The sequence below is a fragment of the Pseudomonas sp. R1-1 genome (assembly GCF_051132135.1).
GTDB lineage: Bacteria > Pseudomonadota > Gammaproteobacteria > Pseudomonadales > Pseudomonadaceae > Aquipseudomonas.
Genome location: NZ_CP071663.1, coordinates 4,298,417 through 4,321,285, shown reverse-complemented (window position 1 = coordinate 4,321,285; position 22,869 = coordinate 4,298,417). Strand labels below are relative to the sequence as shown.

Sequence of the window (22,869 nt, the reverse complement as noted above, 5' to 3'; positions counted from 1 at the left end):
AAAACGGTGCCTACTGTAGGGGCACCGTTATTTGGCTGAGTTTTTACTGTGGTCAGGTTCGTGAGCCTGCAAGCGGAGACTCAGTGGATGGTGAAACCCTCACCAGACCTGCAGGAGTAACTTCTACTCGAAGCACTTCTGAGAACATACGTTGCTCACCGCCATTGTTGCGCAATATGGAGTAATTGATGAAAACAGTTTTTCCCCGGTTTTCGCTTATCCAGGCGGCGGGAATATCAAATACATTAGCTTGACCGGCGATTACGTTCTGAGCTTCAGTGTCATGGTTTGCTACCCCTGCCCAACGAACTACGACAGAGTAGCCAGTCTGACCTATATACCCCACAGTTACTTTTGAAGCCGAGTAAATGGGTGCTGTTAATGGATGAACCGCTTGTGGATCAATATTCAGACTGAGTCTTTCAGACTCAACCGTTTCACCGTTGCCTTTAGCCTTGACCGAATAACCGACAACGACAGTGCGCCCGATATTATCGATGACTTCCATGCGGGGTATTGCGATCAATCTTTTCCCGGGGGGATCTCCAACCGTAATGATTTCACTGTTGTGATTGACCCGACCTTGCCAGCGTACTCTGATGGTGTCGGTAGCATGCATCCCCTGATAATGAGGTATTTCCACGTACAGATGTGTGTCGTAAAAAATATCGCTCATTCTCAAACGGTCTCCCTCCGTGTTGTACGCTTTCGGAATACCGGGTTTGACTTTTTTTTCTGAAGGCAGCACAGCCTGGTCGGCCGCGTTATAGGTGAATGTCGCATTCTGCGAAGCGGAGCCTGGTAATGTCATACGGATAATAGGAACCACCAAGCCGTTAGTTCGATCGTAGTATTTACGTTGATCAATTCGGGCATTTCCCAAGCCATCATCCATATAAAAGAACGCTTGAATCGGCAATGCCCCTGGATTCCCTTCAGGCCAGGTTTTGATCCGCAACTCGTTATGATCCTGGAAGGCCTCGGTGGGGATCACCTTGCTTACCCGGATGGCTTCATTGAAGGCTTGTACCGCTTCGGTACCCAGATCTTTCGTTACTATAAAAGAACAGGAGTGCGCGGTCTTATAGGTGTTTTCCAGTCGATAATGGTTCACCCACTGCTCTGCGGTAGTGATGTGTTGCTCTCGACAAGGAATGCTGTCGCTGAAAACGCGTGGAGGGAGAATGCTATCTCTACAGCCGTATTGGGTTGCCGCGTTTCGATAAAAAGTATCGCCGTCGAGGGGGAAGAAACAAACTATCTCAGGCTGTGTTTTTTCCGCAGGAGCGTTCAAGTAAGGATAGAAAATTAAACCATTAACTCCATACCAGGACATGCGAGGAAATTTTGCGTCAGCCCTTAAATAGGAAAAGGAGACTGCGCCGGTAGTTCTTGAAAAATCGCTATGATCCCACGGATCGTAATTGGGGCTGGTTTTAGTTACCCGCAGCGTGACACCTGAGCAGAGGAAGGCTGGAGAGGTGGGCGTCCCGCAATTGGTGGCGGTATTCAGGTAAGCCTCAGTCAGATTTCTGGCTGTACTCTCACCGTAATCCTCGAGAATATTTGACTCTTGGATATTGGGTGGCGGCAACGGAAGGTGAGTTGCACAGCTAAATAATGCAACGAGTGCAAACGTCGCGAGACAAGCCTCACCGCTTTTATGGCAGACCCATTGCACTATATCCGTTCTCATGATGGCTCCGTCGTGAATCGAATAGGACGGGAGTCATTAACCTATCAAGCAAGCAATGCGTCTACTGTAAGAAATAACAGTTTTGGGTAATGAAACGCACCGTTCATCGGAACTGTACGGAGTCAATCGAAGGCTCGGTCTGAAGCGAGCTGTCGGTTGCTGACATGGCCCGCCCGATCAGGGTGGTGCAATTATCCGTGGCGGACCATGGCATTCTAATGAACTATCACGATCGATTGAGCATGAGCAGACTCGCTTTTCTTTTTGTCGACGCCCACTCTCTATTTCCAGTTATGGATGGGCCACTTCGCCTGCTCGGCATGGATCTTTAATACCGGGTCCGGATTGACCACATGCGGGAAATCCACCTTCAGCAACAACGGCAGATCATTACGCGAGTCGGAATAAAAACTCGCGCCTTCCAGATTTTCTTCCTCGGCATCCAGCCATTCCAGCAGGCGGGTGATCTTGCCTTCGCGATAGGTCAGGGTGCCGACGGTCTTGCCGCTGTAAACGCCATGGGCTACGTCCAGTTCAATAGCCAGCACCTCATCGATGCCCAGGCGTTCGGCGATCGGCTTGACCAGGTGCGTACCCGACGCCGAGATCACCAGAATGCGGTCGCCGGCCTGGCGGTGTGCGGCGATGGTTTTGGTCGCGTCGCTGAAGATGATCGGTTCGATGAAATCTTCCACCCACGGGCCAACCAGATGCTCGATTTCTGCCGGCGTGCGGCCGATCAGCGGTTCAAGGCTGAAGGCCATGTAGTCTTCCATCGCCAGGTGGCCGCGGCCGTAGGCGTCCATCAATTCCTTGTCACGCTGCATGAACGATTCGCCATCGACCCAGCCGAGGCGGACCATTTGCTCGCTCCAGAGCGAGGAGCAGTCGCCGTGAATCAACGTTTCGTCCAGATCAAAAATCGCCAGGGCCATCAGTTCTCTCCGAGAACAGCTGCAAGCTACGAGCGCTGAGCTGCAAGAATTAAAATCAGATACACGGCAGTCTACAGCTTGAAGCTTGTAGCTCGAAGCTTGCAGCTGCTCCTAAGCTACTTCACACAGGGCCGTCGGATTGATGGAAAGTGCCAGGCGCTGACCATCGGGAAGCAGATCGGCCGCCGAGCGGTTGAGCACATCCACCACCAACTCCACGCCGCGCGCTTCGACGCGATAGCGAATGACATTGCCCAGCAGGCTATGGCTGCGGATCTGTGCGTCGGGTTCGCCGTTGAGGCTCAGTTCGATGGCTTCCGGGCGGATCGCGATGCGGTGATGGATCGGCCGTTGCAGCAGCTTCGAGGCGGCCTCGGCGTCGAGCAGGTTGTAATTGCCGATGAAGCCGGCGGCGAACACGTCGACCGGGGCGGTGTAGAGGGTTTCAGCGTCGCCGCTCTGGACGATCTTGCCCTGATTCATCAGGAAGATTCGATCAGACATGGTCAGCGCTTCTTCCTGATCGTGGGTGACGAAAATTGTGGTCAGGCCGAGTTCGCGCTGGATCTGTCGGATCTGTTCGCGCAGGTGTTTGCGAATCCGTGCATCGAGGGCCGACAACGGCTCATCGAGCAGCAGCAAACGCGGACGTGTAACCAACGAGCGGGCGAGGGCGACGCGCTGGCATTGACCGCCGGACAGCTGATGCGGGTAGCGGCTGGAAAAGTCGTGCAGTTCAACCAGTTTCAACACCTGCGAAACACGTTTATGACTGTCGTCGCTATTGACCTTCTGCATGCGTAAACCAAAGGCGACGTTCTGCTCGACGGTCATGTTGGGAAACAGGGCATAGCTCTGGAACACCATGCCGATGCCGCGCTTCTGCGGGCTCAATGGCACGATGTCGACGCCGTCGAGAAGGATCTGCCCGCCATCTACCGGCGTCAGCCCGGCGATGCAGCGTAACAGGGTCGACTTGCCGCAACCGGACGGGCCGAGCAGGGTGACGAACTCACCCTTGTTGATCTCGCAATTGATGTCGCTGAACACCGTGGTGCCAGCGTAGTTTTTCTGCAGATGTTGGACGCTGACATAGCTCATTCGCTTTTGTCCTTGTTCAAGGTGTTGGCGATCCAGGTCAGGACCAGCACGAAAAGGAAATACGAGATCACCAGCGCACTGGTGAAGTGGCCGCTGCTGTTGCGCATGTTGTTCAGGTAAACCTGCAAGGTTTCGTAGCGGGTGCCGACGAGGATGTTGGCGAAGACGAACTCACCGAACAGGAACGAGAACGACAGCAGCAACGCGACCATCAGGCCTTTGCGCAGGTTCGGCAGCACCACCAGAATGGCTGCCTGAAAGGTACTGGCGCCGAGCAGTTGCGCAGCGTCCATCAGGTCGCGCAGGTTGATCGCTTGCAGGTTGTTGGTGATCGCCCGGTACATGAACGGCAGCGCCACGGTGAAGTAGCAGCCGATCAGAATCCACGGCGTGCCGACCATCGCCATCGGCCCGGAACCGTAAAGCTGCAACAGGCCCACCGAGGACACAACCGGCGGCACCGCGAAGGGCAGCAGGATGAGGATGTTCATCAGCGCATCGAGTTTCGGGAAGTGGTAATGCACCACGAACAGCAGCGGCAGGATCAGCACCACCGACAGCACCAGCGCGCCGACGCACACCAGCAACGACTGGCCGAAGGCGTGCAGGAAACGCGGATCGCTCCACAACTGGATGTACCACTTGAAGGTAAAGCCGCTGGGCAGAATGGTCGCCGACCAACTGCTGGCGATCGAGTACACCAGAGTGCCGGCCAGTGGCAGCAAGAGGATCGCGAACAACAGGTAAACCACGACGCGGTGGTAGAGACCGGCCGGGCCGGATTCAGCGCGAGACATGGTAGCTCCTCTTCAACAGCAGTTGATGCACGACGGTGACGATGGTCATCAGCGCCACCAGCACCACGGCCAGCGCGCTGGCCAGGTTCGGGTCGAGAGAGATGTCCCCGGAAACCATTGCCGCGATGCGGATCGGCAGCACGTTGAAGTTGCCGGTGGTCAACGCATACACCGTGGCATAAGCGCCGAGGGCATTGGCCAGCAGGATCACGAACGTGCCGAGCAGCGCTGGCGTCAGCACCGGCAAACCGATGTGCCGCCAGAACTGCCAGCCATTGGCACCCAGCAGCGCGGCGGATTCGCGCCAATCTTCACGCAGCGCGTCGAAGGCCGGGTAAAGCAGCAGCACGCCGAGGGGAATCTGGAAGTAGGTGTAGAGAATGATCAGGCCGGTTTTCGAGTACAGGTTGAAGTCCTGAATGATCCCCGACTGTTTCAACATGATCGTGATGCTGCCGTTGAAACCGAGCAGGATGATGAACGCGAACGCCAGCGGCACGCCGGCGAAGTTGCTGGTCATGTTGGCGAAGGCGTTGACGAAGTTGCGCAGTTTCGAGTCGACCCGACGCAGCGAATACGCACCGAGGACGGCGATCAGGATGCCGAACACACTCGACCAGAAACTGATCTCAAGACTGTACTGGATCGCCTGCCGATAGAATTTCGATGCGAAGATCTTGCTGAAATTGGCCAAGCCCCAGCCGGACTCTTCCGATTGCAGGCTGTTGATCATCACCCAGACAAGCGGGGCGATTTCGAAGACGATGAAGAACAGCGCGAACGGCACCAGACACAGCGCCGCCAGCCATTTGCCGCGAGTCATGGCGTTCACTTGAGCAGCTCCCGGCACACAGGTTTATTGTGGGGCACGCCGAGCAGTTCGCAGACGGTGCCGCAGATTTCGGTCTGTCTGGGGGCAGCGTTCACGTTCAGGCTGAAGGCATCGCCGAGGACGAACAGCGGCACCTGGCGTTCTTCCGGCAGCAGGCCGTTGTGCGAGCGGTCGTTGTTCATGCCGTGGTCGGCGGTTACCAGCACTTGATAGCCGGCGTCGAGCCAGCCCTGCAGGTAATCGGCGAGAACGATGTCGGCGGAGCGTGCGCTGTTGCGATATTGCGAGCTGTCGAGGCCGTGCTTGTGGCCGGCATCGTCGATGTTCATCGGATGGACCAGCAGGAAGTTCGGCGCGTGGCGCAGGCGCAGGTTTTCCGCGTCGGCGAACAGGTGCGAATCCGGGTAGTGGTCGTTCCAGTAGAAGTGCCCGTGCTGGATCGGCAGGGACGGATCGTCTGTGTGCCGGTCACGCGCCGCCACGAAAGGTGAGCGGTTGTACAGCTCGCTGACCCAGTGATAGGCCGCCGCCGCGGTTTTCAGCCCGGCATCGCGTGCGTAGTGATAAATGCTGCGCTGGCTGGACAGGCGCGAGACGTTGTTGTGGACGATGCCGCTGTCGATCGGCGGCACGCCGGTGAGAATGCATTCATAAAGCGGTCGGGACAGGGCCGGCAGTTCGCACTCCAGTCGATAGAGCGCGGCGCGTCCTGCGCCAACATAAGCCTGCAGATGCCCCATGGCGTGACGCGCGACCTCGTAGTTGAGGCCGTCGAGCACGACAAGGATGACGTTGTGCTTCATAGGGGCAAGAACTCCGCGAAATTCAAATGTTCCGAAATCAACTCAATCTCCTGTGGGAGCGAGCCTGCTCGCGAAAGCGGTGGTTCATTCACCATTGATGTCGACTGACATGACGCCTTCGCGAGCAGGCTCGCTCCCACATTTGGATCTTCAGCAGATCACGCGATGGTGATCAGTCGCCTTACTTCATCTCTACGATGACTTCCTCGTTCCACACCTGTGGCAGGCCTTTGGAGGTCTTTTCCCAGGCATCGGCGTCCTTGATCGGGGTGACCTTTTTGTACTGCTCGTTCGGCAGCAGTTTGGCTTTGACGTCTTCCGGCAGTTGCAGGTGTTCGGCACGGATCGGACGGGCGTTGCCGCGGGCGAGGTTGGTCTGGCCGGCGTCGCTGAAGATGTATTCGCGGGTCAGCTTGGCGGCGTTGGGGTTTTTCGCGTACTTGTTGATGATCGTGGTGTAGCCGGAAATCACCGAGCCGTCGGACGGGATCAGCACCACGTAATCATCCGGGTTGGCCATCTTGGCCTTGTAGCTCAGGCCGTTGAAGTCCCAGACCACACCGACTTCGATCTCGCCTTTCTCCATGGTGGCGATGGTCGGGTTGGCCATCGACAGGCGACCTTGTTTGGCGATGTCAGCGAACAGCAGCAGGGCCGGTTTGATGTTCTTCTCGTCGCCACCGTTGGCCAGTGCAGCGGCGAGTACGCCATTGGCCGCTTGCGCGGCGGTGCTCACGTCACCGATGGACACCTTGTATTTGCCGCTTTTCAGGTCAGCCCATTTGGTCGGCACTTCAGAGCCGTGCAGCAGTTTCTTGTTGACGATGAAGGCGATGGTGCCGGTGTAGGCCAGCGCCCAGTTGCCGTCCTTGTCCTTGGCCCAGTCCGGGACCTGATCCCAGGTGCTTGGCTTGTACGGTTGCACCACGCCCTGCTTGACCGCGATCGGGCCGAAGGCCGCACCGACGTCGCCGATGTCGGCGGTGGCGTTGTCTTTCTCGGCGGCGAACTTGGCGATTTCCTGCGCCGAGCTCATGTCGGTGTCGATGTGTTTCAGGCCATAGGTCTTGGCCAGGTCTTCCCAGGTGCCTTTCCAGTTGGCCCAGTCATCCGGCATGCCGACGCTGTTGACGGCGCCTTCCGCTTTGGCAGCGGCTTCGAGGGTTTTAAGATCGGTGCCGGCCGCCATGGCGGAGGTGCACAGTGCAATGGTCGAGCCTAACAGTGTTGCCAGGAAAAGCTGTTTCATTCCGAAGCTCCTTGGTCGTGTTCAACGCTGCGATTGCGGTTGGTGTTGGTCTAGGTCAGCAATACCTGAGCCAATTTAAGCGGGCTGGATGACACTTTAATGTCGACGGCGGTTTGTCCGGCCGTTTCTGTGCCTGGTATTGGCGGGCGTCCGGTAAGCGTAGACCAAGCCCCGAGCCCCGGTACGCAAGGGACTTGGCCGATGTATTGCAAGTCATGAGGACGACCGTTGAGCAGTTTTGTCATCTGTCGGTCATCTGCACTGCCTAGGCTTGCAACATCAGCAAACGACTCGTAGGCCGTGCGCTCTTGCCCCGAAACAGTGCTGGTCTAGTCCAGATAGGTAACGTTGATGCGTGATGAGGCAACAAAAGCGGTGACAGCGATTGGCCAGGTGTTGCAGGAGCAGCTCGATCACGGCTTGCTGGCGGCGGGCAGCAAGTTGCCGGCCGAGCGCAAGCTCAGCGAGTTGTTCGGCACGACGCGGATTACCGTGCGCGAGGCGTTGTTGCAGCTGGAAGCGCAGGGACAGATTTATCGCGAGGAGCGCCGTGGCTGGTTCGTGTCGCCGCCACGTCTGGCGTACAACCTGATGCAGCGCAGTCACTTTCACGCGATGGTCAGTGCGCAGGGGCGGGTGGCGTCGACCGAGGTGATTTCGGCGCGTTTGCAGCCGGCGTCGGCGGCGGTGTGTGCGTGGTTGCAGTTGCCGGCGCTGTCGAGCGTGATTCAGATTTGCCGCTCGCGGCGCATTGACGGGCGGTTGGTGTTGTACGTGGAGCATTATCTGAATCCGCAGTTTTTTCCGGGGATTCTCGAGTTTGATTTGAATCAGTCGATGACCGAGTTGTATGCGCGGCATTTTGATTTGCACTACGGGCGGGTGCGTTTTGAGATTGTGCCGACGTCGTTGTCGGTGGATGCGGCGGCCGCTTTAAGGGTTTCGGTGGGGAGTCCGGGGTTGCGGATTGCTCGGGTCAATTATGATCAGCATGAGCGGTTGATTGATTGTGATCTGGAGTTTTGGCGGCATGATGCGATTCATGTTGGGGTTGATGTGGTTTGATCCTTGGCGGCCTCTGGGCCGACCAGGCTTTGGGTGTTTTTGGGGGTTTATCCGTTGCTTCGGGTGTTGCTTCTGGCGGTTTCGCCCTTACGGCGAGTCCCTTTTTCAGACGCCAAAAAGGAACCAAAAGGCTTTGCTCCTGCGTTCGGCCCTCGCAGGCTCGGGTCCCTTCGCTCCGGGATCGATCCGGGCGCAGCGGTTGCTTCGCTGCACCTACGTCCGCTGTGTCTGGCTGCGCCAGACGGTCGCTGCGCTCCCACGCCCGGATCAATCCCTCCACTCAGCCTTCCGATGTCGCTGGTTAGGCAAGATCAAGATCAAGGGCACTCGAGCTGGCGCTCATTGTAATGAGTGGTTAGGAGCGGGTGGTTGGCTTGGGATTTGTGGCGGACTCGCCCCTCACCCCAGCCCTCTCCCCCTGGAGAGGGAGCCGATCTGTGTTGGCTTCGATATTTGCGTACAACTCGGTAGGTCATGTCGGCGCAGCTCTCGCATCCGCCACGATCAGTCCCCTCTCCCTCCGGGAGTGTATGTACCGGAGACATGGTGGACACATGTTCGGAGACATGGTGGACGGTTTTAGATCTTCTTACCTGCCGTCACGACCTGCAAGTTCAAGTCGATTCGAGCGACACGATGTCTACTCCAGTAGACATCGTGGATGCCGTCCTCCGTCGTCTCCCTGATCGCTATGCACCTGCCATAAAAAGCCTTTCCAATCTTGTATTCCCGATTCCTCCAAAAGATTTCGCCTCCCACCTGTACCTTCCTGACCACATCCGCGTCGCTGTACTCCGGTTCCGCCGGTCGCTCCTGATATTCCCTTGGGCTGCCACTGTAACGAGCCGCCGGCACCGCCATGCCCAGCGCCTGATGAGGGCGTTTTTGGTTGTAGATGTCGCGCCAGGTATCAAACGCCCGTTGTGCGTCGTCGAGATCGGTGAAAAACCGGCCTTGCAGGACTTCATTTTTCAGGCTGCGGTGGAAGCGCTCCAGTTTTCCCTGAGTCTGAGGATGATAAGGCCGGGAGTGACCGACCTTAATGCCCTGGCTCATCAGCCAGACTTCCAGCGCAGTATAAACGCCAGTCTGATCGCCCCATGGCGAGCCGTTGTCCATCGTCATGCGCAACGGCAGGCCGTAGCGTCGAAACGTCCGGATTAGATGGTCTTGTACAGTTTGGCGCTGTTCATTGGCACATGCGGCAATGCATAGCGAAAAGCGTGAGTGGTCGTCCAGTATTGTGAATGGATGGCAGCGTCCGTGGCTCAGACTGAAATGTCCCTTGAAGTCGATCTGCCATAGATCGTTAGGCGCTTCGTGCTCAAAGCGGATAAATGGTTTGATCTCGGTAGCCTTTGGATCAACACGCGAATGACGCTGCAAAACCGCATGCACAGTGCTGACAGAGGGCATCACAGCGCCTTCATCTTCCAGCACGCGCTTGAGCTTGCGGGCACCCCAGGCCTCGTATCGCTGACTCATGGTCAGAATCCGCTGCTCAACCTCATCAGCACAACGTTTCGGTGATGTTTTCGGTCGACGGGACTGATCGTGCAACCCCTCTACACCTGATATTTCAAACCTGTTGAGCCATTTGTAGGCAGTACTTGGGCTGATATTGAATCGACGGCAAAGCTGCCGAACATTCGCTCCTTCTTGCCGAGCTAAATGCACAAACTCTGTACGAAGTTGCATGGTGGATGCCTCTTGCCAGGACACAGGTCATCTCCTTGATGATGAGCAATGTGCCTATTAAAAAGTGTCCACCATGTCTCCGAACACCTGTCCACCATGTGTCCGGTACATACAGGGAGAGGGCTAGGGTGAGGGGCTTTTGACGTTGAGGGGTTTTCAGTCACTTCGGTCTTATTTGCCCACCTCGGCATTCGCATACAGATAATCCGTCGCCAGCGAAGCCAGTGTCCTGACGCCAACCACCAGCGCCGATTCGTCAACAAAGAACCCAGGATTATGATTCGGCGCGGCTTTGCTCATGTCCTGATCTCGTGGCGTCACGCCCAGAAACACAAACAAGCCCGGCGCTTCCTTGGCGAAGAAGGAGAAGTCTTCCGCGCCGCCCACCAGCGGCCCTTGGACGACGTCGTTCTTGGCGGCCCATTTCAGGGTTGGCAGCATTTTCTCGGTGAGTGCCGGGTTGTTGATGGTCGGGTCGTATTTTTCGATGATGGTGACGTCGGCTTTTGCGCCGCCGCTTTCGGCGATTTTTTCGATGGTCTGACGGACGTCTTTGTGCAGTTTCTGGCGGATGCCGTAGTCGTAGGAGCGGATGGTGCCGGTCATGTCGACGGATTCGGGGATGATGTTGTAGCGGGTGCCGCCGTTGATGGTGCCGATGCTGACCACGGATGGATAAGAGGAGATGTCGGTGCGGCGGCTGACCACGGTTTGCAGGCCGACCAGGGTCTGGGCACTGACGGTGATCGGGTCGATGCCGTCCCAGGGGCGGCCGGCGTGGGTTTGTTTGCCGAGGATCTGGATGCGCAGGTCGTCAGAGCTGGCCAGGGTCGGGCCGGGGCGGTAGGCGATCTGGCCGGCGGGGACGCCGGCCCAGACGTGCAGGCCGAACACCGCGTCGGGTTTGGGTGATTTCATTACGCCTTCCTGCACCATCATTTTCGCGCCCCAGGTGTTTTTGCCGTCGGGGATGAAGTCGCTTGGGCCTTCTTCGGCGGGCTGGAAATAAAACACCACGGTGCCGGGCAGGGTGTCGCGCATGCCGCTGAGAATTTTCGCCGTGCTCAGCAGGATTGCGGTGTGGGCGTCGTGGCCGCAGGCGTGCATGACGTCGACTTCCTTGTCGAGGTAGGTGCCTTTGGCTTTCGAGGCGAACGGCAGGTCGGAGACTTCCTTGACCGGCAGCGCGTCCATGTCGGCGCGCAGGGCCACGGTCGGGCCGGGCAGGGCGCCTTTGAGGATGGCGACCACGCCGGTGCGGGCGACGCCGGTTTTCACTTCCAGGCCCATGGCTTTGAGCTGCCCCGCGACCAGCTCGGCGGTGCGTTTTTCGCTGTTGCCGAGTTCCGGGTGGGCGTGCAGGTCGCGGCGGGTTTCCAGCAGTTCGGGCTCGAGCTTTTGCGCCTGTTCGGCGATCTGCTGGCGGCTGCTGTCGAGGGTGGCGGCGCCGGCGTGGCTGGCGATCAGGCTGAGCAGGACAGTCTGGGCAATGCGCGTCAGGTGCATGAGCTTCTCCTTGATTGTTGTTGTCGGGCTTCCCTGCCTGTGACTGCAACCGCGCGCCTGAGTGCTATTCCTTCGGCTGGCCGCCACCGGCGGTGACCACCTGCACACTCATGCGCGGCGTTGCCAGGTCCAGCCCGGCCTCATCGAGATGGCGTTTGAGCGACAGGTTGAACGCGCGGGACACTTCCCATTGCTTGATCGGCGCGGTCTTGAAGCGTGCGCGCAAAATCGCGCTGCCGGACTCGAAACCTTCCACGCCCTGGATTTCCAGCGGTGACCAGATGTTGCGCCGTTGCAGCGGATCGGTGCGCATCTTCTGCCCGACGTCGCGCATCAGTTTGATCGCGTCGTCGATTTCCATGTTGTACGGCACCGCCACGCGGAAGATCGCGTAGCCGAATTCCCGTGAGTAGTTCTTGATGCTTTTGATTTCGCTGAACGGGATGGTGTGAACGATGCCGTCGATATCGCGCAGGCGCACGGTGCGGATGGTCAGGCCCTCGACCGTGCCGAGGTGGCCGCCGACGTCGACGTAATCGTCGATGGCCAGCGAGTCTTCAATGATGATGAACAGGCCAGTGATCAGGTCCGCCACCAGTGACTGCGCACCGAAGCCGATGGCCAAGCCGATGACACCGGCACCGGCCAGCAGCGGCGTGACGTTCATGCCCATGTTCGCCAAAGCGACGATCAGCGCGATGATGAAAATCGCCACGAACAGCACGTTGCGGATCAGCGGCATCATCGTCTGCGCGCGGGCGTTGGCCAGGCCTTTGCGTGAGCGGGTGAGGGCGTGGTGCACAGCGGTGTCGGCGAGAATCCAGATCAGCCAGGAAATGATCAGCGTACCGATCAGGCTGAACAGTTTGACGCTGACATCATGACCGTCGCCCTCGGCGAAACCGATCAGCGAGTGGCCCCAGACCCGCAGGCCCAGTTCGATGAACAGCAGCCACACCAGCAAATGCGCGAGGGTGTAGAAGAAGTTTTTCAGGCGTTCCGAATACAGCGCATGGCGTTTCGGCCCGCGTTGCGGTTTTAGTGAATGGCGGCGGACGAGGCCGTTGATCACCATGCAGAGCACCAGCAGCACGGTGCAGATCAGCGACTGGCGCAATGCCGTGCTGGTGTCGCCGGCGGAAACAAAGGTGGCGAACAGCGAGATACCCACCAGCACCAGCGCCGGCACGTACCAGAAGGTGCCGAGGATTTCGATGGTGTCGCTGAGGGCGCGGCGGGTCAGGCGTCGCGACAGCGGCTGGTTGCGGATCAGGTGCGCGATCGGCCGGCGGAAACGCAGGATGAACAGACCGGTCGACAGCGCCGCCAGCACGTTGGCCACGGTCGCGGCAGTGTGGGCCAGATGCACGCCGAGGCTGGCGACCAGACGCGGATCGCTCAAGGCCTCACCGAACGCGGCGAAGCTGCCGATCAGCCACAGCGGTCGGAAGGCCTGGTGGCGCAGGATGTACAGCGCGCGATGGCGGTGCGGGCCGTCAAGCAGGGAGAACGCGATCACGCAGATCGCCGAGAAACAGGTGCCGACCACCAGCGCATAGGCCAGCACCATCGCCAGACTCTTGCCCAGAGACGAGGGCAAGGCGTAGCTCATGTACACGGTCATCACCAACGCGATCAGCCACGGCCCGAGCTTACGCAGGGCAAAGCGCAGCATGTCGAGAGCGCGGGGGTGTTGTGGCAGTTCTTCGGTGAGGCCGAAGCGCAGGCGTACGCGGTGGCCGAGCCAGATCAGCGCGGCAGCGAGCAGGCTCCAGACCATCAGGATCATTGCGAAACCGAAAATGATCGGCAGCCATTGATTGGCCGGCAGCATCAGGCCGCGCAATTCGTCCTTGGCCAGATCGAATTCATTGCCCCAGCGATTGAGTGGGCTGTCGGCGCCGGTGAACTGTTTTTCGAAATTGGCGAGGGTGCCGCCGATCAGGCCGAGCACGCCTTCTTCGGGGCTGGCCTGAGCCTTGTTGGTAGCGTCGCGCAGTTTTTTCAGATCGCTCAACAGTTGCGCGCGCTGCTGGTCGTTTTCCAGTGACTTGATGACTTCGTCGAGGGATTGGCCGAGCGGTTCCTCGGCGACGGGCTGCGCTTTGCCGGTGTTGAGCATGCCGGGCAAACCGACCGCATGGGCGGGTGCCAGCGGCAGCAGGGTCATCAGAAAAACGAGAAACAGGCTGGGCAAGGCAAGGAAACGAGCGAACACTGGGCGGTCAACCGGGCAAGGGGTGGATGCGCTGGAGTGTACGAGGCCTATGGGGGCAATGCGAGCCGGCACGGGTTATTCGTTGAGTTTGGCGAGGATCTTGTAGATCACCGTGGCGAGGATCATCAGCATGCCGATCCACATGGCGAAGACGCCGGCGTTCTTGTCACGGAAGTTGAAACCGACTGCCAGCAGGAGCATCCCGCTGAGGATCGGAATGAGCATGGCGTGGAACGACGACATCGAGATCATGGAGACTGCCTTGTCTTTGGGATGATCTGAGTCTAGGCGGATTTTCGATTCGGGGGAGTGATGTGGTGCAGGAATTTGCGCTTTCTTGTGTCTGGGCCGGCGCTTCGCGAGCAGGCTCGCTCCTACAGTTGGAATGCTTTCCAGGGTAGGAGCGAGCCTGCTCTCGAAGCTTCTCAGCCTTTAAGGCAAGTCACGACTGGCATAGAACGCGCTGAGCACTTTGACCAGGTGCGCCAGATCATGGCTGCCGCACAATTCGCGGATCGAGTGCATGGCGAACGTCGGCAGGCCGATGTCGACGGTGCGCACGCCGAGGTGGCTTGCGGTGATCGGGCCGATGGTCGAGCCGCAGCCCATGTCGCTGCGCACCACGAAGCTCTGCACCGGGACTTCTTCGGCCATGCACAGATGCCGGAAGAAACCGGCGGTTTCGCTGTTGGTGGCGTAGCGCTGGTTGCTGTTGACCTTGATCACCGGCCCGGCGTTGAGTTTCGGACCGTGGTTGGCATCGTGCTTCTCGGCATAGTTCGGGTGCACGCCGTGGGCATTGTCGGCCGAGACCAACAGGGATTTCTGGATGGTGCGAACGAACTCATCACCTTCCGGCAGCACGCGGCGCAGGGTCTGTTCGAGCATCGGACCATCGGCACCGCAGGCCGAGCAGGAGCCGACTTCTTCGTGATCGTTGCACACGAGCACGCAGGTTTCGTCGGTTTCGGCGTTGAGCAAGGCTTGCAGGCCGGCGTAGCACGACAGCAGGTTGTCGAGGCGCGCGCCGGCGATGAAGTCGCCATTGAGGCCAATCACCGCCGCGCTTTGCGTGTCGTAGAAGCTCAGCTCGTAATCGAGCACCACGTCGGCGTTCAAACCGTGTTCGCGGGCCAGTTGATCGGTGAGCACGGCGCGGAAATCCACGCGCTCGTCACCGGCGAACTGCGCGAGGATCGGCGGCAGTTCGGTCTGCGCATTGATTGCCCAACCCTGATTGGCTTCACGGTTGAGGTGAATGGCCAGGTTGGGAATGATCGCGATCGGCGCCTTGAAGTCGATCAACTGGCTCTCGACCTTGCCATCGCGGCGGAAGGTCACGCGGCCGGCCAGCGACAGGTCGCGGTCGAACCACGGCGCCAGCAGTGCGCCGCCGTAGACTTCGACGCCCAGTTGCCAGAAGCCCTGACGCTGCAGTTCCGGCTGCGGCTTGACCCGCAGGCACGGGCTGTCGGTGTGCGCGCCGACCAGACGGATACCGCCATGCAGCGGCGAGGTGCGGCCCATTTTGATGGCGACGATGGAAGAGTCGTTACGGGTGACGTAATAGCGGCCGTTCGGCTCGGTGGTCCATGGCTCGCGCTCGTCGAGGCGCACATAACCGGCGGCCTCCAGACGCTGAACCAGACTGGCGGTGGCGTGGAACGGGGTAGGGGAGGCCTTGAGAAAGTCGATCAGGCCTTGGTTCAACTCTTCGCGCATAAGAAACTCCAGACAGCAATGGGCGGGAGTTTAACGTATTGGCCGAACAATTGAATCCGGACCATAACCCCTGTAGGAGTGAGCCTGCTCGCGATTGCGGTGTGTCAGATCATTATGGATTGACTGACAGGGCGCAATCGCGAGCAGGCTCACTCCTACAGGGGGGGCGGTGTGGCGGTCAGAACGGCGCCGGGCACTCGAAGCGCAGGCGTTCGCCGCTTTGCGGATGGGTGAAGCTGAGCATGCTCGCGTGCAGGCACAGCCGCGGCCACGCTGCCAGCGCCTGTTCATGGGCGTAGAGCCCGTCGCCGAGCAGCGGATGGCCGATCGACAACATGTGCACGCGCAACTGGTGCGAGCGACCGGTGATCGGCGTCAGTTCGACGCGGCACCAGTCGCCGCAACGCTCCAGCACCTTCCAGAACGTCAGCGCATGCTTGCCGAATTCGTGATCGACCACGTGCCGTGGCTTGGTCGGCGGATCGTAACGCAGGGGCAAATCGATGCTGCCGCTGTCGAGTTCCGGCTGACCCCAGGCCAGTGCGGTGTAGGCCTTTTCGGTTTCGCGGTCGTGAAATTGCCGCGACAGCTCGCGGTGCGTGTCGGCGTCGCGAGCCAGCAGAATGATGCCGGAGGTTTCCCAGTCCAGACGATGGACGATGCGCGCTTCCGGGTAGCCGTTTTCCTGCAGGCGGGTGATCAGGCAGTCCTTGTTGTCGTCAGCGCGGCCGGGCACCGAAAGCAACAGGGTCGGTTTGTCGACCACCAGTACGGCGGCGTCCTGATGGATGATGCGGATGTTGGACAACGGCATTAAACAGCCTCGTAACAAATGCCAACGGCGGTTCAGGGCCATCCCACTGAAGGAATGGCCCTGAACCGCCGTCGTACCTGCCGGATCGACTCAGCGATCGGGCAGGGTGATGTTGAGTTCCAGAATCGAGCAACTGCCCTGGCTTTCCAGTGCAACATGTACGTCGTCGTTGCCGATGTTGACGTACTTGCGGATCACGTCGACCAGTTCCTTCTGCAAGGCTGGCAGGTAATCCGGCGTGCTGCGCTGGCCGCGCTCATGCGCCACGATGATCTGTAGACGCTCTTTCGCTACCGAGGCGGTACTTGGCTTTTTGTTGGCACGAAAGAAGTCAAAAAGGTTCATTACCTACCTCCAAACAGGCGCTCGAAGAATCCCTTCTTCTCGACATCGAGGAATCGGTGGGCTTTTTCTTTGCCCAGCAGGCGGTCGACGGTATCGCTGTAAGCCTGACCGGCATCGCTCTGGTCGTCGAGAATCACTGGTACACCCTGGTTGGATGCCTTGAGCACCGCCTGGGATTCCGGGATCACGCCGAGCAGGGTTACCGAGAGGATTTCCTTGACGTCTTCAACGCCGAGCATCTCGCCCTTTTCCACACGCTCTGGATGGTAGCGGGTGATCAGCAGGTGTTCCTTGATCGGGTCTTCGCCACGTTCGGCACGGCGCGATTTGCTCGCCAGCAGGCCGAGCATGCGGTCCGAGTCACGTACCGAGGAGACTTCCGGGTTGGTCACGACGATCGCTTCGTCAGCGAAGTACATGGCCAGGTGCGCGCCTTTCTCGATGCCTGCCGGGGAGTCGCAGACGACGAACTCGAATTGCTCCTTGAGCTCCATCAGGACTTTTTCCACGCCTTCGACGGTCAGCGCGTCTTTGTCGCGGGTCTGGCTGGCGGCCAGTACGTAGAGGTTTTCCAGACGCTTGTCTTTGATCAGCGCCTGTTGCAGGTTGGCTTCGCCGTTCACGACGTTGACGAAGTCGTATACCACGCGGCGCTCGCAACCCATGATCAGGTCGAGGTTACGCAAGCCGACGTCGAAGTCGACGATCACTGTTTTGTGGCCGCGCAGCGCGAGACCGGTACCGATAGCGGCGCTGGTGGTGGTCTTACCCACACCACCCTTGCCGGATGTAACCACGAGAATCTTGGCCAAGGTGTTTCACCCCTAAGGAAGAAGGACTGTTCAGCCCCTGAAAAACATCTCTTGAAAACTACTGCAGTCGGACAGCCTTGGCTGGAATTTGGCGTTAAGGCCTTTTTCCTACTTCGTTTGAGCCGTTTTCGCTACGTTTTAGAGATGCTTGGAAAATGCGGCAGTATCCGTTAAAGCCGAATGATGTTCAACACGTCGCCCGACAGGCTGACCTGCACGCCCGAACCCCACATCGGATCGCGACGCAGATCTTCGGAAACCTTGTAATGACCGGCGATGGAGATCAGTTCAGCGCTCAATTGCTGACAGAAAATCCGTGCCTTGGTGTCGCCTTTCACGCCGGCCAGCGCGCGGCCACGCATCGGACCGTATACATGGATGTTGCCATCGGCGAGAAGTTCCGCCCCCGGACTGACCGAGGACACCACCACCAGATCGCCACCCTGGGCGTATATCTGTTGGCCACCACGCACTGGCGTGGTGATGACACGGGTCGGTTTGACTGTCGGCTCAGGCGGCTTTTCCGGCTTCTTTTTGACTTCGGCTTCGGGCATATCCAGCGGCCGTTCACGGGCACCGGACGGCGGCAGCACGGGGATATCGATGGCGATGGCGGCGGCGATGTCTTCGATGCGGCTGGCGCGAATGGCCAGCGTGCGCAGGCCATGCTGACGGCACACGCGCATCAGCCCCGGCAGGTCGATGGCGCCCTGACTCGGCGGCAGTTTGTCCAGCGCCAGAACCAGCGGCGCGTTGCTGAAGAAATTCGGCGCCTGGGCGACTTTCGCGGCCAATTGCCGATCGAGGCTCTCGAGGTCGTTACGGGCCAGTTCCAGCACAGTAATGGCCAGCATGCTGCCCTTGAGCTGGAATACGGGATCTTGGTCTAACGGGTCGGTTTGGCTCATGTCGGCATACAACGGCTTGTCACTAAAAGTGCCGAGACTTATAACGAGAACGCCCGCGAGCCGCAAGCCGGGTCGAACGATGTAGAATGCGCGGCCACTGTATTTACGGAAGCTTTAATGGATCGCCCGCGTTTTCGAAAAGCATTTCTTGCTCCGCGCTTCTGGCCGCTCTGGTGCGGTCTGGGGCTTTTATGGCTGATCGTGCAGTTGCCGTATCCGGCGCTGTTGACCATCGGTCGAGTTTTGGGCGCGTTGATGTATCGCGTGGCCGGCGACCGGCGGGCCATCGCCCGGCGCAATCTTGAACTGTGCTTCCCGGAAAAGTCCGCCGCCGAACGCAAACGCCTGCTCAAGGAAAACTTCGCCTCCACCGGTATCGCCTTTTTTGAGATGGCGATGAGCTGGTGGTGGTCGCGTGAACGTCTGGCGAAACTGGCCCACGTCGAAGGGCTTGAACATTTGCAGAAGGCCCAGCGCGAAGGCAAAGGGGTGATCCTTATGGCCGCGCACTTCACGACTCTGGAAATCGGCGCGGCGCTGCTCGGCCAGCAACACACCATCGACGGCATGTACCGCGAGCACAAAAATCCGTTGTTCGACTACGTTCAGCGTCGTGGCCGTGAGCGGCACAACCTCGATTCGCTGGCGGTGGAGCGCGACGACGTGCGCGGCATGCTCAAGCTGCTGCGCTCGGGCCGGGCGATCTGGTACGCGCCGGATCAGGACTACGGCGCCAAGCAGAGCATCTTCGTGCCGCTGTTCGGCATTCAGGCGGCGACGGTGACTGCGACCACCAAGTTTGCCCGTCTGGGCAAGGCGCTGGTGGTGCCGTTCACTCAGGAGCGTCTGGCGGACGGCAGCGGCTATCGGCTGGTGATCCACCCGCCGCTGGACGACTTCCCCGGCGAAACCGAAGAGGCCGACTGCATCCGCATCAATCAGTGGGTCGAAAGCGCGTTGCGCGCGTGCCCCGAGCAATACCTGTGGGCGCATCGGCGCTTCAAGAGCCGCCCGCCGGGCGAGCCGAAGCTGTACGCCAAACGCGCTTGATCGAACCTTTTCTGTAAGCACCCTGGAGGGTTGCGATGCGCCCAGCTGAACCGGTCACAGGTTTGATTCTTTCCGGCGGCGGGGCGCGAGCTGCGTATCAGGTGGGCGTGCTGGCAGCGATTGCCGAACTGTTGCCGCTGGGCGCAGACAATCCGTTCCCGGTGATCGTCGGCACCTCGGCCGGGGCGATCAACGCAGTCAGCCTCGCCAGCGGCGCCACGGATTTTCGCGCCGCCATCGAACGCCTGACCTTGTTCTGGCAAGGCTTGCGCAGCCATCGTGTGCTGCGCAGTGACTGGCCCGGGGTGATCCGCCAGGCCAGCCGCTTTGTCAGCCACAGCCTGCTCGGCCTCGGCCGGCAAATGCCGGTTGCGCTGCTCAACAGTTCGCCGCTGCGCGAGCTGCTCAATGAAAAACTGCACCTGCCCGGCATCGCCGAATCCATCGCCCGCAAGCAATTGCATGCGGTGGCGGTGACGGCGTTTGGCTACGAATCGGGGCAGGCGGTGACCTTTTATGAAGGTGGCGGCACCATCGATGCATGGCTGCGGCATCGGCGCATCGGTGTGCCGACGTCGTTGTCGGTCGAGCATCTGTTGGCCAGTTCGGCGATCCCGCTGCTGTTCGCGCCGGTGAAACTCGACGATGAGTTTTTCGGCGATGGCGCCGTGCGTCAGTCCGCACCGATCAGCCCGGCCCTGCACCTGGGTGCCAGTCGCGTGCTGGTGATCGGCGTCAGCGGCAACCCGCGCGGGGTCGATCCGCAACAACCGCTGGCGCGCAGCTACACCGGACAACAACCGACGCTGGCGCAGATCGGCGGGCACATGCTCAACAGCACGTTCATTGACAGTCTGGAGAGTGACATCGAGTTGCTGCAGCGCCTCAACCAGTTCAGTCATCTACTGCCGGAAGGCACGCCGACCCGCGAGTTGGGCGTGGCGCCGGTCGAGGTGCTGGTGATTGCGCCGAGCCAGCCGATCGATGAAATCGCCGCACGCCATCGCCAGGAACTGCCGGCGGCGTTGCGGTTGTTCTTGCGTGGGCCGGGGGCGACCAAAACGAGCGGGGCGGGGGTGCTCAGTTATCTGCTGTTCGAGGCAGGGTATTGCAGCGAGTTGATTGAGTTGGGGCGAAGGGATGCACTGGCCAAGCGCGAGGAGCTGTGCCGGTTTTTGCGGATATCCGAGGCGGTTTCAGCCTGACATTTGCGGTGCGGCTATCGCTGGCAAGCCAGCTCCCACAGGGGCATGTGTCGTTCACAATTTTTGAATACACATGGAAACCTGTGGGAGCTGGCTTGCCAGCGAAGGCGTCGGTGAGGACGCCGCTGGATCAGAAGTGGAACTTCACCAGGAAGCTTGTGGTGCTCTGATCGGTCTTGAAGTACTGGCTGTCTTCGATGCCGTACTTGTCCGACCAGTAATCGTATTCAACACCGACATACAATTGCTTCTCGCCGAAATTCAGCGCCTTGCCCAAGTCATATTTGACCTGTGGGTTGAAGTGCAGGTTGGCGTGATAGTCGCCCTTGGAGTTGGAGTCGTTGTCGACCACCCAGTCCATGAAACCGTCGATGAGGATATTCGAGTTGCCCACCGGAATCGTGTAGGACCATACCGGCGTGATCTGCCAGACATTGTCACCGGCGCGCGCGCCCTGGGTGTGACGCTGATAGAAGTTCAGCTGGAAGTAATCGAAGCCCGGAATCGCCAGATCGAAACCTGGGCCGATCAGGTACGACTCGGTATCGCCTTCACCGAACTCGTAGGTCATCGCCAGCAGCACGTCGGTCACCGGGCCGAACGCCAGTTTCTGATCGAAGATCTTGCCGAACGACAGACGCGGACTCAGTTCGCCGTAGTAGGTGTTGGAGCCGACGCCGCCATCTTCCTTGCCGTTGTAGAAGATCTTGTCGATGAACAGGAAGTTATCCCCATATTTCCAGGCATCGGCATGTTCGAAAGTCACGGTCTGCTGAATGCGCGGATTGACCTGGAAGTCCTTGCCATAGAGGTAGGTCAGGCTGTTGTTCTGCCATTGCAGAAGGCCGTCGGCCATGGCCTGCCCCCCGGCCAGCAGCGATCCCGCAAGCATCAGGCTGGTGCACATACGTTTCATTCGGTTGCTCCCAAAGTAGGTGTTCCACGTTTGTTTTTCTAAGATCGGCGCTCTGGTGTGGCGCCTTTTTTCATTGCTGCAAAATTCATCCGATCGGTCAGCTTCAATGCTGTTAGCAAGAGCTGAGCCAAGGCGTTCGAAAAGCCAAAAAACGCCCGCTCGGCTGCTGAAAAAACAGTCGATTGCGCGTGTTTTCGGGTTGCCTCGGTACTGACCGGGGCCGGGATAAGTTGGCTTTTCGGTCAGGAATTAAATTCGGGCTTTTTTTTACACCGAATTCGGAAGGCCGCGGAGAATACTGACTCAACGGCCAGGTCTCAAGTGCCCCGCAACAGAGCACCGACGACAGGCAGGGCGCACGGTTGCGGTTCATCTTAGAAGTGCACCTTGAGCAGCAGGCTCGCGGTGTTTTGATTGGTGTCGAAGTTGGGGGTGTTTTCGACGCCGTACTTGTTCTTCCAGTAGCTGTATTCAGTGCCGACGTACAGCTGCTTCTGGCTCCAGCCCAAAGCTTTGCCGAGGTCGTATTTGATCTGCGGATTGATGTGCAGGTTGGCGTGGTAAGTGCCGCGCGAGTTTTCGTCGTTGTCGACGACCCAATCCAGATAGCCGTCAATCAGCACATCGGAGTTGCCCAGCGGGAAGCTGTAAGACCAGCTCGGCGTGATCTGCCAGACACCGTCGCCGGGGCGCGGGCCTTCGGTCTGGCGGCGATAGAAATTCAGCGTGACGTAGTTGAAACCGGGGACTTTGAGATCGAAGCCGGGGCCGATCAGGTAGGCCTCGCTGTCGCCTTCGCCGTACTCGTAGGTCATCGCCAGCAGCACGTCCTTGATCGGGCCGAACTCGATCTTGCGGTCGAAGATCTTGCCGAACGACAGGCGCGGGCTGAATTCACCGTAGAAGGCGTGCGGGCCTTTGTTGGCGTCTTCCTTGCCGTTGTAGAAGATCTTGTCGACAAACAGAAAGTTGTCGCCGTACTTCCAGCGGTCGGCGTGCTCGAAGGTCACGGTCTGCTGGATGGATGGGTTGATGGCGAAGTTCTTGCCGTACAGATAGCTGAGGCTGTTGGTCTGCCACAGCAGCAGATCGCCGGCCATGGCCTGACTCGCGGCCAGCAGGCCGCCACTCAACATGACGCTGGTTTGCGTGCGGATCATCGGTTGCTCACTCTTGTTTTTATTGTTTGAGACGCAG

At 59.3% G+C, this 22,869-nt stretch carries 21 protein-coding genes; 3 read left to right on the top strand and 18 right to left on the bottom strand.

Going from position 1 to position 22,869, the window contains the following annotated elements:
• Positions 1-52 precede the first annotated feature (52 nt).
• From J3P75_RS19310 to J3P75_RS19280, 7 genes are all read right to left on the bottom strand, one after another.
• The gene (locus J3P75_RS19310) at positions 53-1,696 is read right to left on the bottom strand and encodes a hypothetical protein (protein ID WP_434707839.1); all 1,644 of its coding nucleotides are present in this window, start codon (positions 1,694-1,696) and stop codon (positions 53-55) included.
• 281 nt (positions 1,697-1,977) lie between these two features.
• Positions 1,978-2,631, bottom strand: coding sequence for an HAD family hydrolase (locus tag J3P75_RS19305; RefSeq protein WP_434707838.1), 654 nt, complete (start codon positions 2,629-2,631; stop codon positions 1,978-1,980).
• A gap of 111 nt (positions 2,632-2,742) precedes the next feature.
• A complete protein-coding gene (locus J3P75_RS19300) occupies positions 2,743-3,732 on the bottom strand; it encodes an ABC transporter ATP-binding protein (RefSeq protein WP_434707837.1) in 990 nt (329 codons plus the stop codon).
• On the bottom strand, positions 3,729-4,529 hold the full coding sequence (locus J3P75_RS19295) for an ABC transporter permease (protein ID WP_090282475.1): 801 nt from the start codon (positions 4,527-4,529) through the stop codon (positions 3,729-3,731). Before J3P75_RS19295 ends, J3P75_RS19300 begins: the two co-directional genes overlap by 4 nt.
• On the bottom strand, positions 4,516-5,352 hold the full coding sequence (locus J3P75_RS19290; protein WP_203422054.1) for an ABC transporter permease: 837 nt from the start codon (positions 5,350-5,352) through the stop codon (positions 4,516-4,518). Before J3P75_RS19290 ends, J3P75_RS19295 begins: the two co-directional genes overlap by 14 nt.
• 5 nt (positions 5,353-5,357) lie before the next feature.
• Positions 5,358-6,164 carry an alkaline phosphatase family protein gene (locus J3P75_RS19285; protein WP_434707835.1) on the bottom strand — a complete coding sequence of 269 codons (807 nt, stop codon included), beginning with the start codon at positions 6,162-6,164 and terminating at the stop codon, positions 5,358-5,360.
• Positions 6,165-6,345: 181 nt separating this feature from the next.
• Positions 6,346-7,413, bottom strand: coding sequence for an ABC transporter substrate-binding protein (locus J3P75_RS19280; protein WP_434590694.1), 1,068 nt, complete (start codon positions 7,411-7,413; stop codon positions 6,346-6,348).
• A 351-nt stretch (positions 7,414-7,764) separates the two neighbouring features.
• Here J3P75_RS19280 and J3P75_RS19275 point away from each other — a divergent pair, with 351 nt between their 5' ends.
• Positions 7,765-8,478: a UTRA domain-containing protein gene (locus J3P75_RS19275; protein WP_093103228.1), complete on the top strand. Its 714-nt coding sequence runs from the start codon at positions 7,765-7,767 to the stop codon at positions 8,476-8,478.
• A gap of 579 nt (positions 8,479-9,057) precedes the next feature.
• Here J3P75_RS19275 and J3P75_RS19270 read toward each other — a convergent pair.
• The 9 genes from J3P75_RS19270 to minC all read right to left on the bottom strand — a co-directional run bounded on the left by J3P75_RS19270 (position 9,058) and on the right by minC (position 18,501).
• Positions 9,058-10,200, bottom strand: a complete 1,143-nt coding sequence (locus J3P75_RS19270) for an IS481 family transposase (protein WP_434707542.1) — start codon at positions 10,198-10,200, stop codon at positions 9,058-9,060.
• Positions 10,201-10,347: 147 nt separating this feature from the next.
• Entirely contained in the window at positions 10,348-11,682 is a 1,335-nt protein-coding gene (locus tag J3P75_RS19265) for an amidohydrolase (RefSeq protein WP_434707834.1), read from the bottom strand.
• Between the two features lie 64 nt (positions 11,683-11,746).
• A complete protein-coding gene (locus J3P75_RS19260; RefSeq protein WP_434707833.1) occupies positions 11,747-13,900 on the bottom strand; it encodes a mechanosensitive ion channel domain-containing protein in 2,154 nt (717 codons plus the stop codon).
• 75 nt (positions 13,901-13,975) lie between these two features.
• Complete coding sequence (locus tag J3P75_RS19255) at positions 13,976-14,152, bottom strand: hypothetical protein (RefSeq protein WP_434590683.1); 177 nt, start codon at positions 14,150-14,152, stop codon at positions 13,976-13,978.
• A gap of 180 nt (positions 14,153-14,332) precedes the next feature.
• Entirely contained in the window at positions 14,333-15,622 is a 1,290-nt protein-coding gene (locus J3P75_RS19250; protein WP_090282483.1) for a M18 family aminopeptidase, read from the bottom strand.
• Positions 15,623-15,800: 178 nt separating this feature from the next.
• Complete coding sequence (locus J3P75_RS19245; RefSeq protein WP_208938147.1) at positions 15,801-16,436, bottom strand: RluA family pseudouridine synthase; 636 nt, start codon at positions 16,434-16,436, stop codon at positions 15,801-15,803.
• Between the two features lie 90 nt (positions 16,437-16,526).
• Complete coding sequence (minE, locus tag J3P75_RS19240) at positions 16,527-16,781, bottom strand: cell division topological specificity factor MinE (RefSeq protein ID WP_003223146.1); 255 nt, start codon at positions 16,779-16,781, stop codon at positions 16,527-16,529.
• Positions 16,781-17,593 (bottom strand): septum site-determining protein MinD, encoded by an 813-nt coding sequence (gene minD / locus J3P75_RS19235; RefSeq protein WP_007913953.1) that lies wholly within the window; start codon positions 17,591-17,593, stop codon positions 16,781-16,783. Before minD ends, minE begins: the two co-directional genes overlap by 1 nt.
• Before the next feature lie 170 nt (positions 17,594-17,763).
• Positions 17,764-18,501: a septum site-determining protein MinC gene (gene minC / locus J3P75_RS19230; RefSeq protein WP_434707832.1), complete on the bottom strand. Its 738-nt coding sequence runs from the start codon at positions 18,499-18,501 to the stop codon at positions 17,764-17,766.
• Between the two features lie 117 nt (positions 18,502-18,618).
• On the opposite strand from minC, the gene J3P75_RS19225 reads away from it, so the two are divergent.
• Positions 18,619-19,551 carry a lipid A biosynthesis lauroyl acyltransferase gene (locus tag J3P75_RS19225; RefSeq protein ID WP_394507781.1) on the top strand — a complete coding sequence of 311 codons (933 nt, stop codon included), beginning with the start codon at positions 18,619-18,621 and terminating at the stop codon, positions 19,549-19,551.
• 35 nt (positions 19,552-19,586) lie between these two features.
• Positions 19,587-20,756, top strand: a complete 1,170-nt coding sequence (locus tag J3P75_RS19220; protein ID WP_434707831.1) for a patatin-like phospholipase family protein — start codon at positions 19,587-19,589, stop codon at positions 20,754-20,756.
• Positions 20,757-20,886: 130 nt separating this feature from the next.
• Here J3P75_RS19220 and J3P75_RS19215 read toward each other — a convergent pair whose 3' ends face one another.
• A complete protein-coding gene (locus J3P75_RS19215) occupies positions 20,887-21,672 on the bottom strand; it encodes an outer membrane protein OmpK (RefSeq protein WP_090282488.1) in 786 nt (261 codons plus the stop codon).
• A gap of 374 nt (positions 21,673-22,046) precedes the next feature.
• Positions 22,047-22,832, bottom strand: a complete 786-nt coding sequence (locus J3P75_RS19210) for an outer membrane protein OmpK (protein ID WP_434707830.1) — start codon at positions 22,830-22,832, stop codon at positions 22,047-22,049.
• Positions 22,833-22,869: the final 37 nt, after the last annotated feature.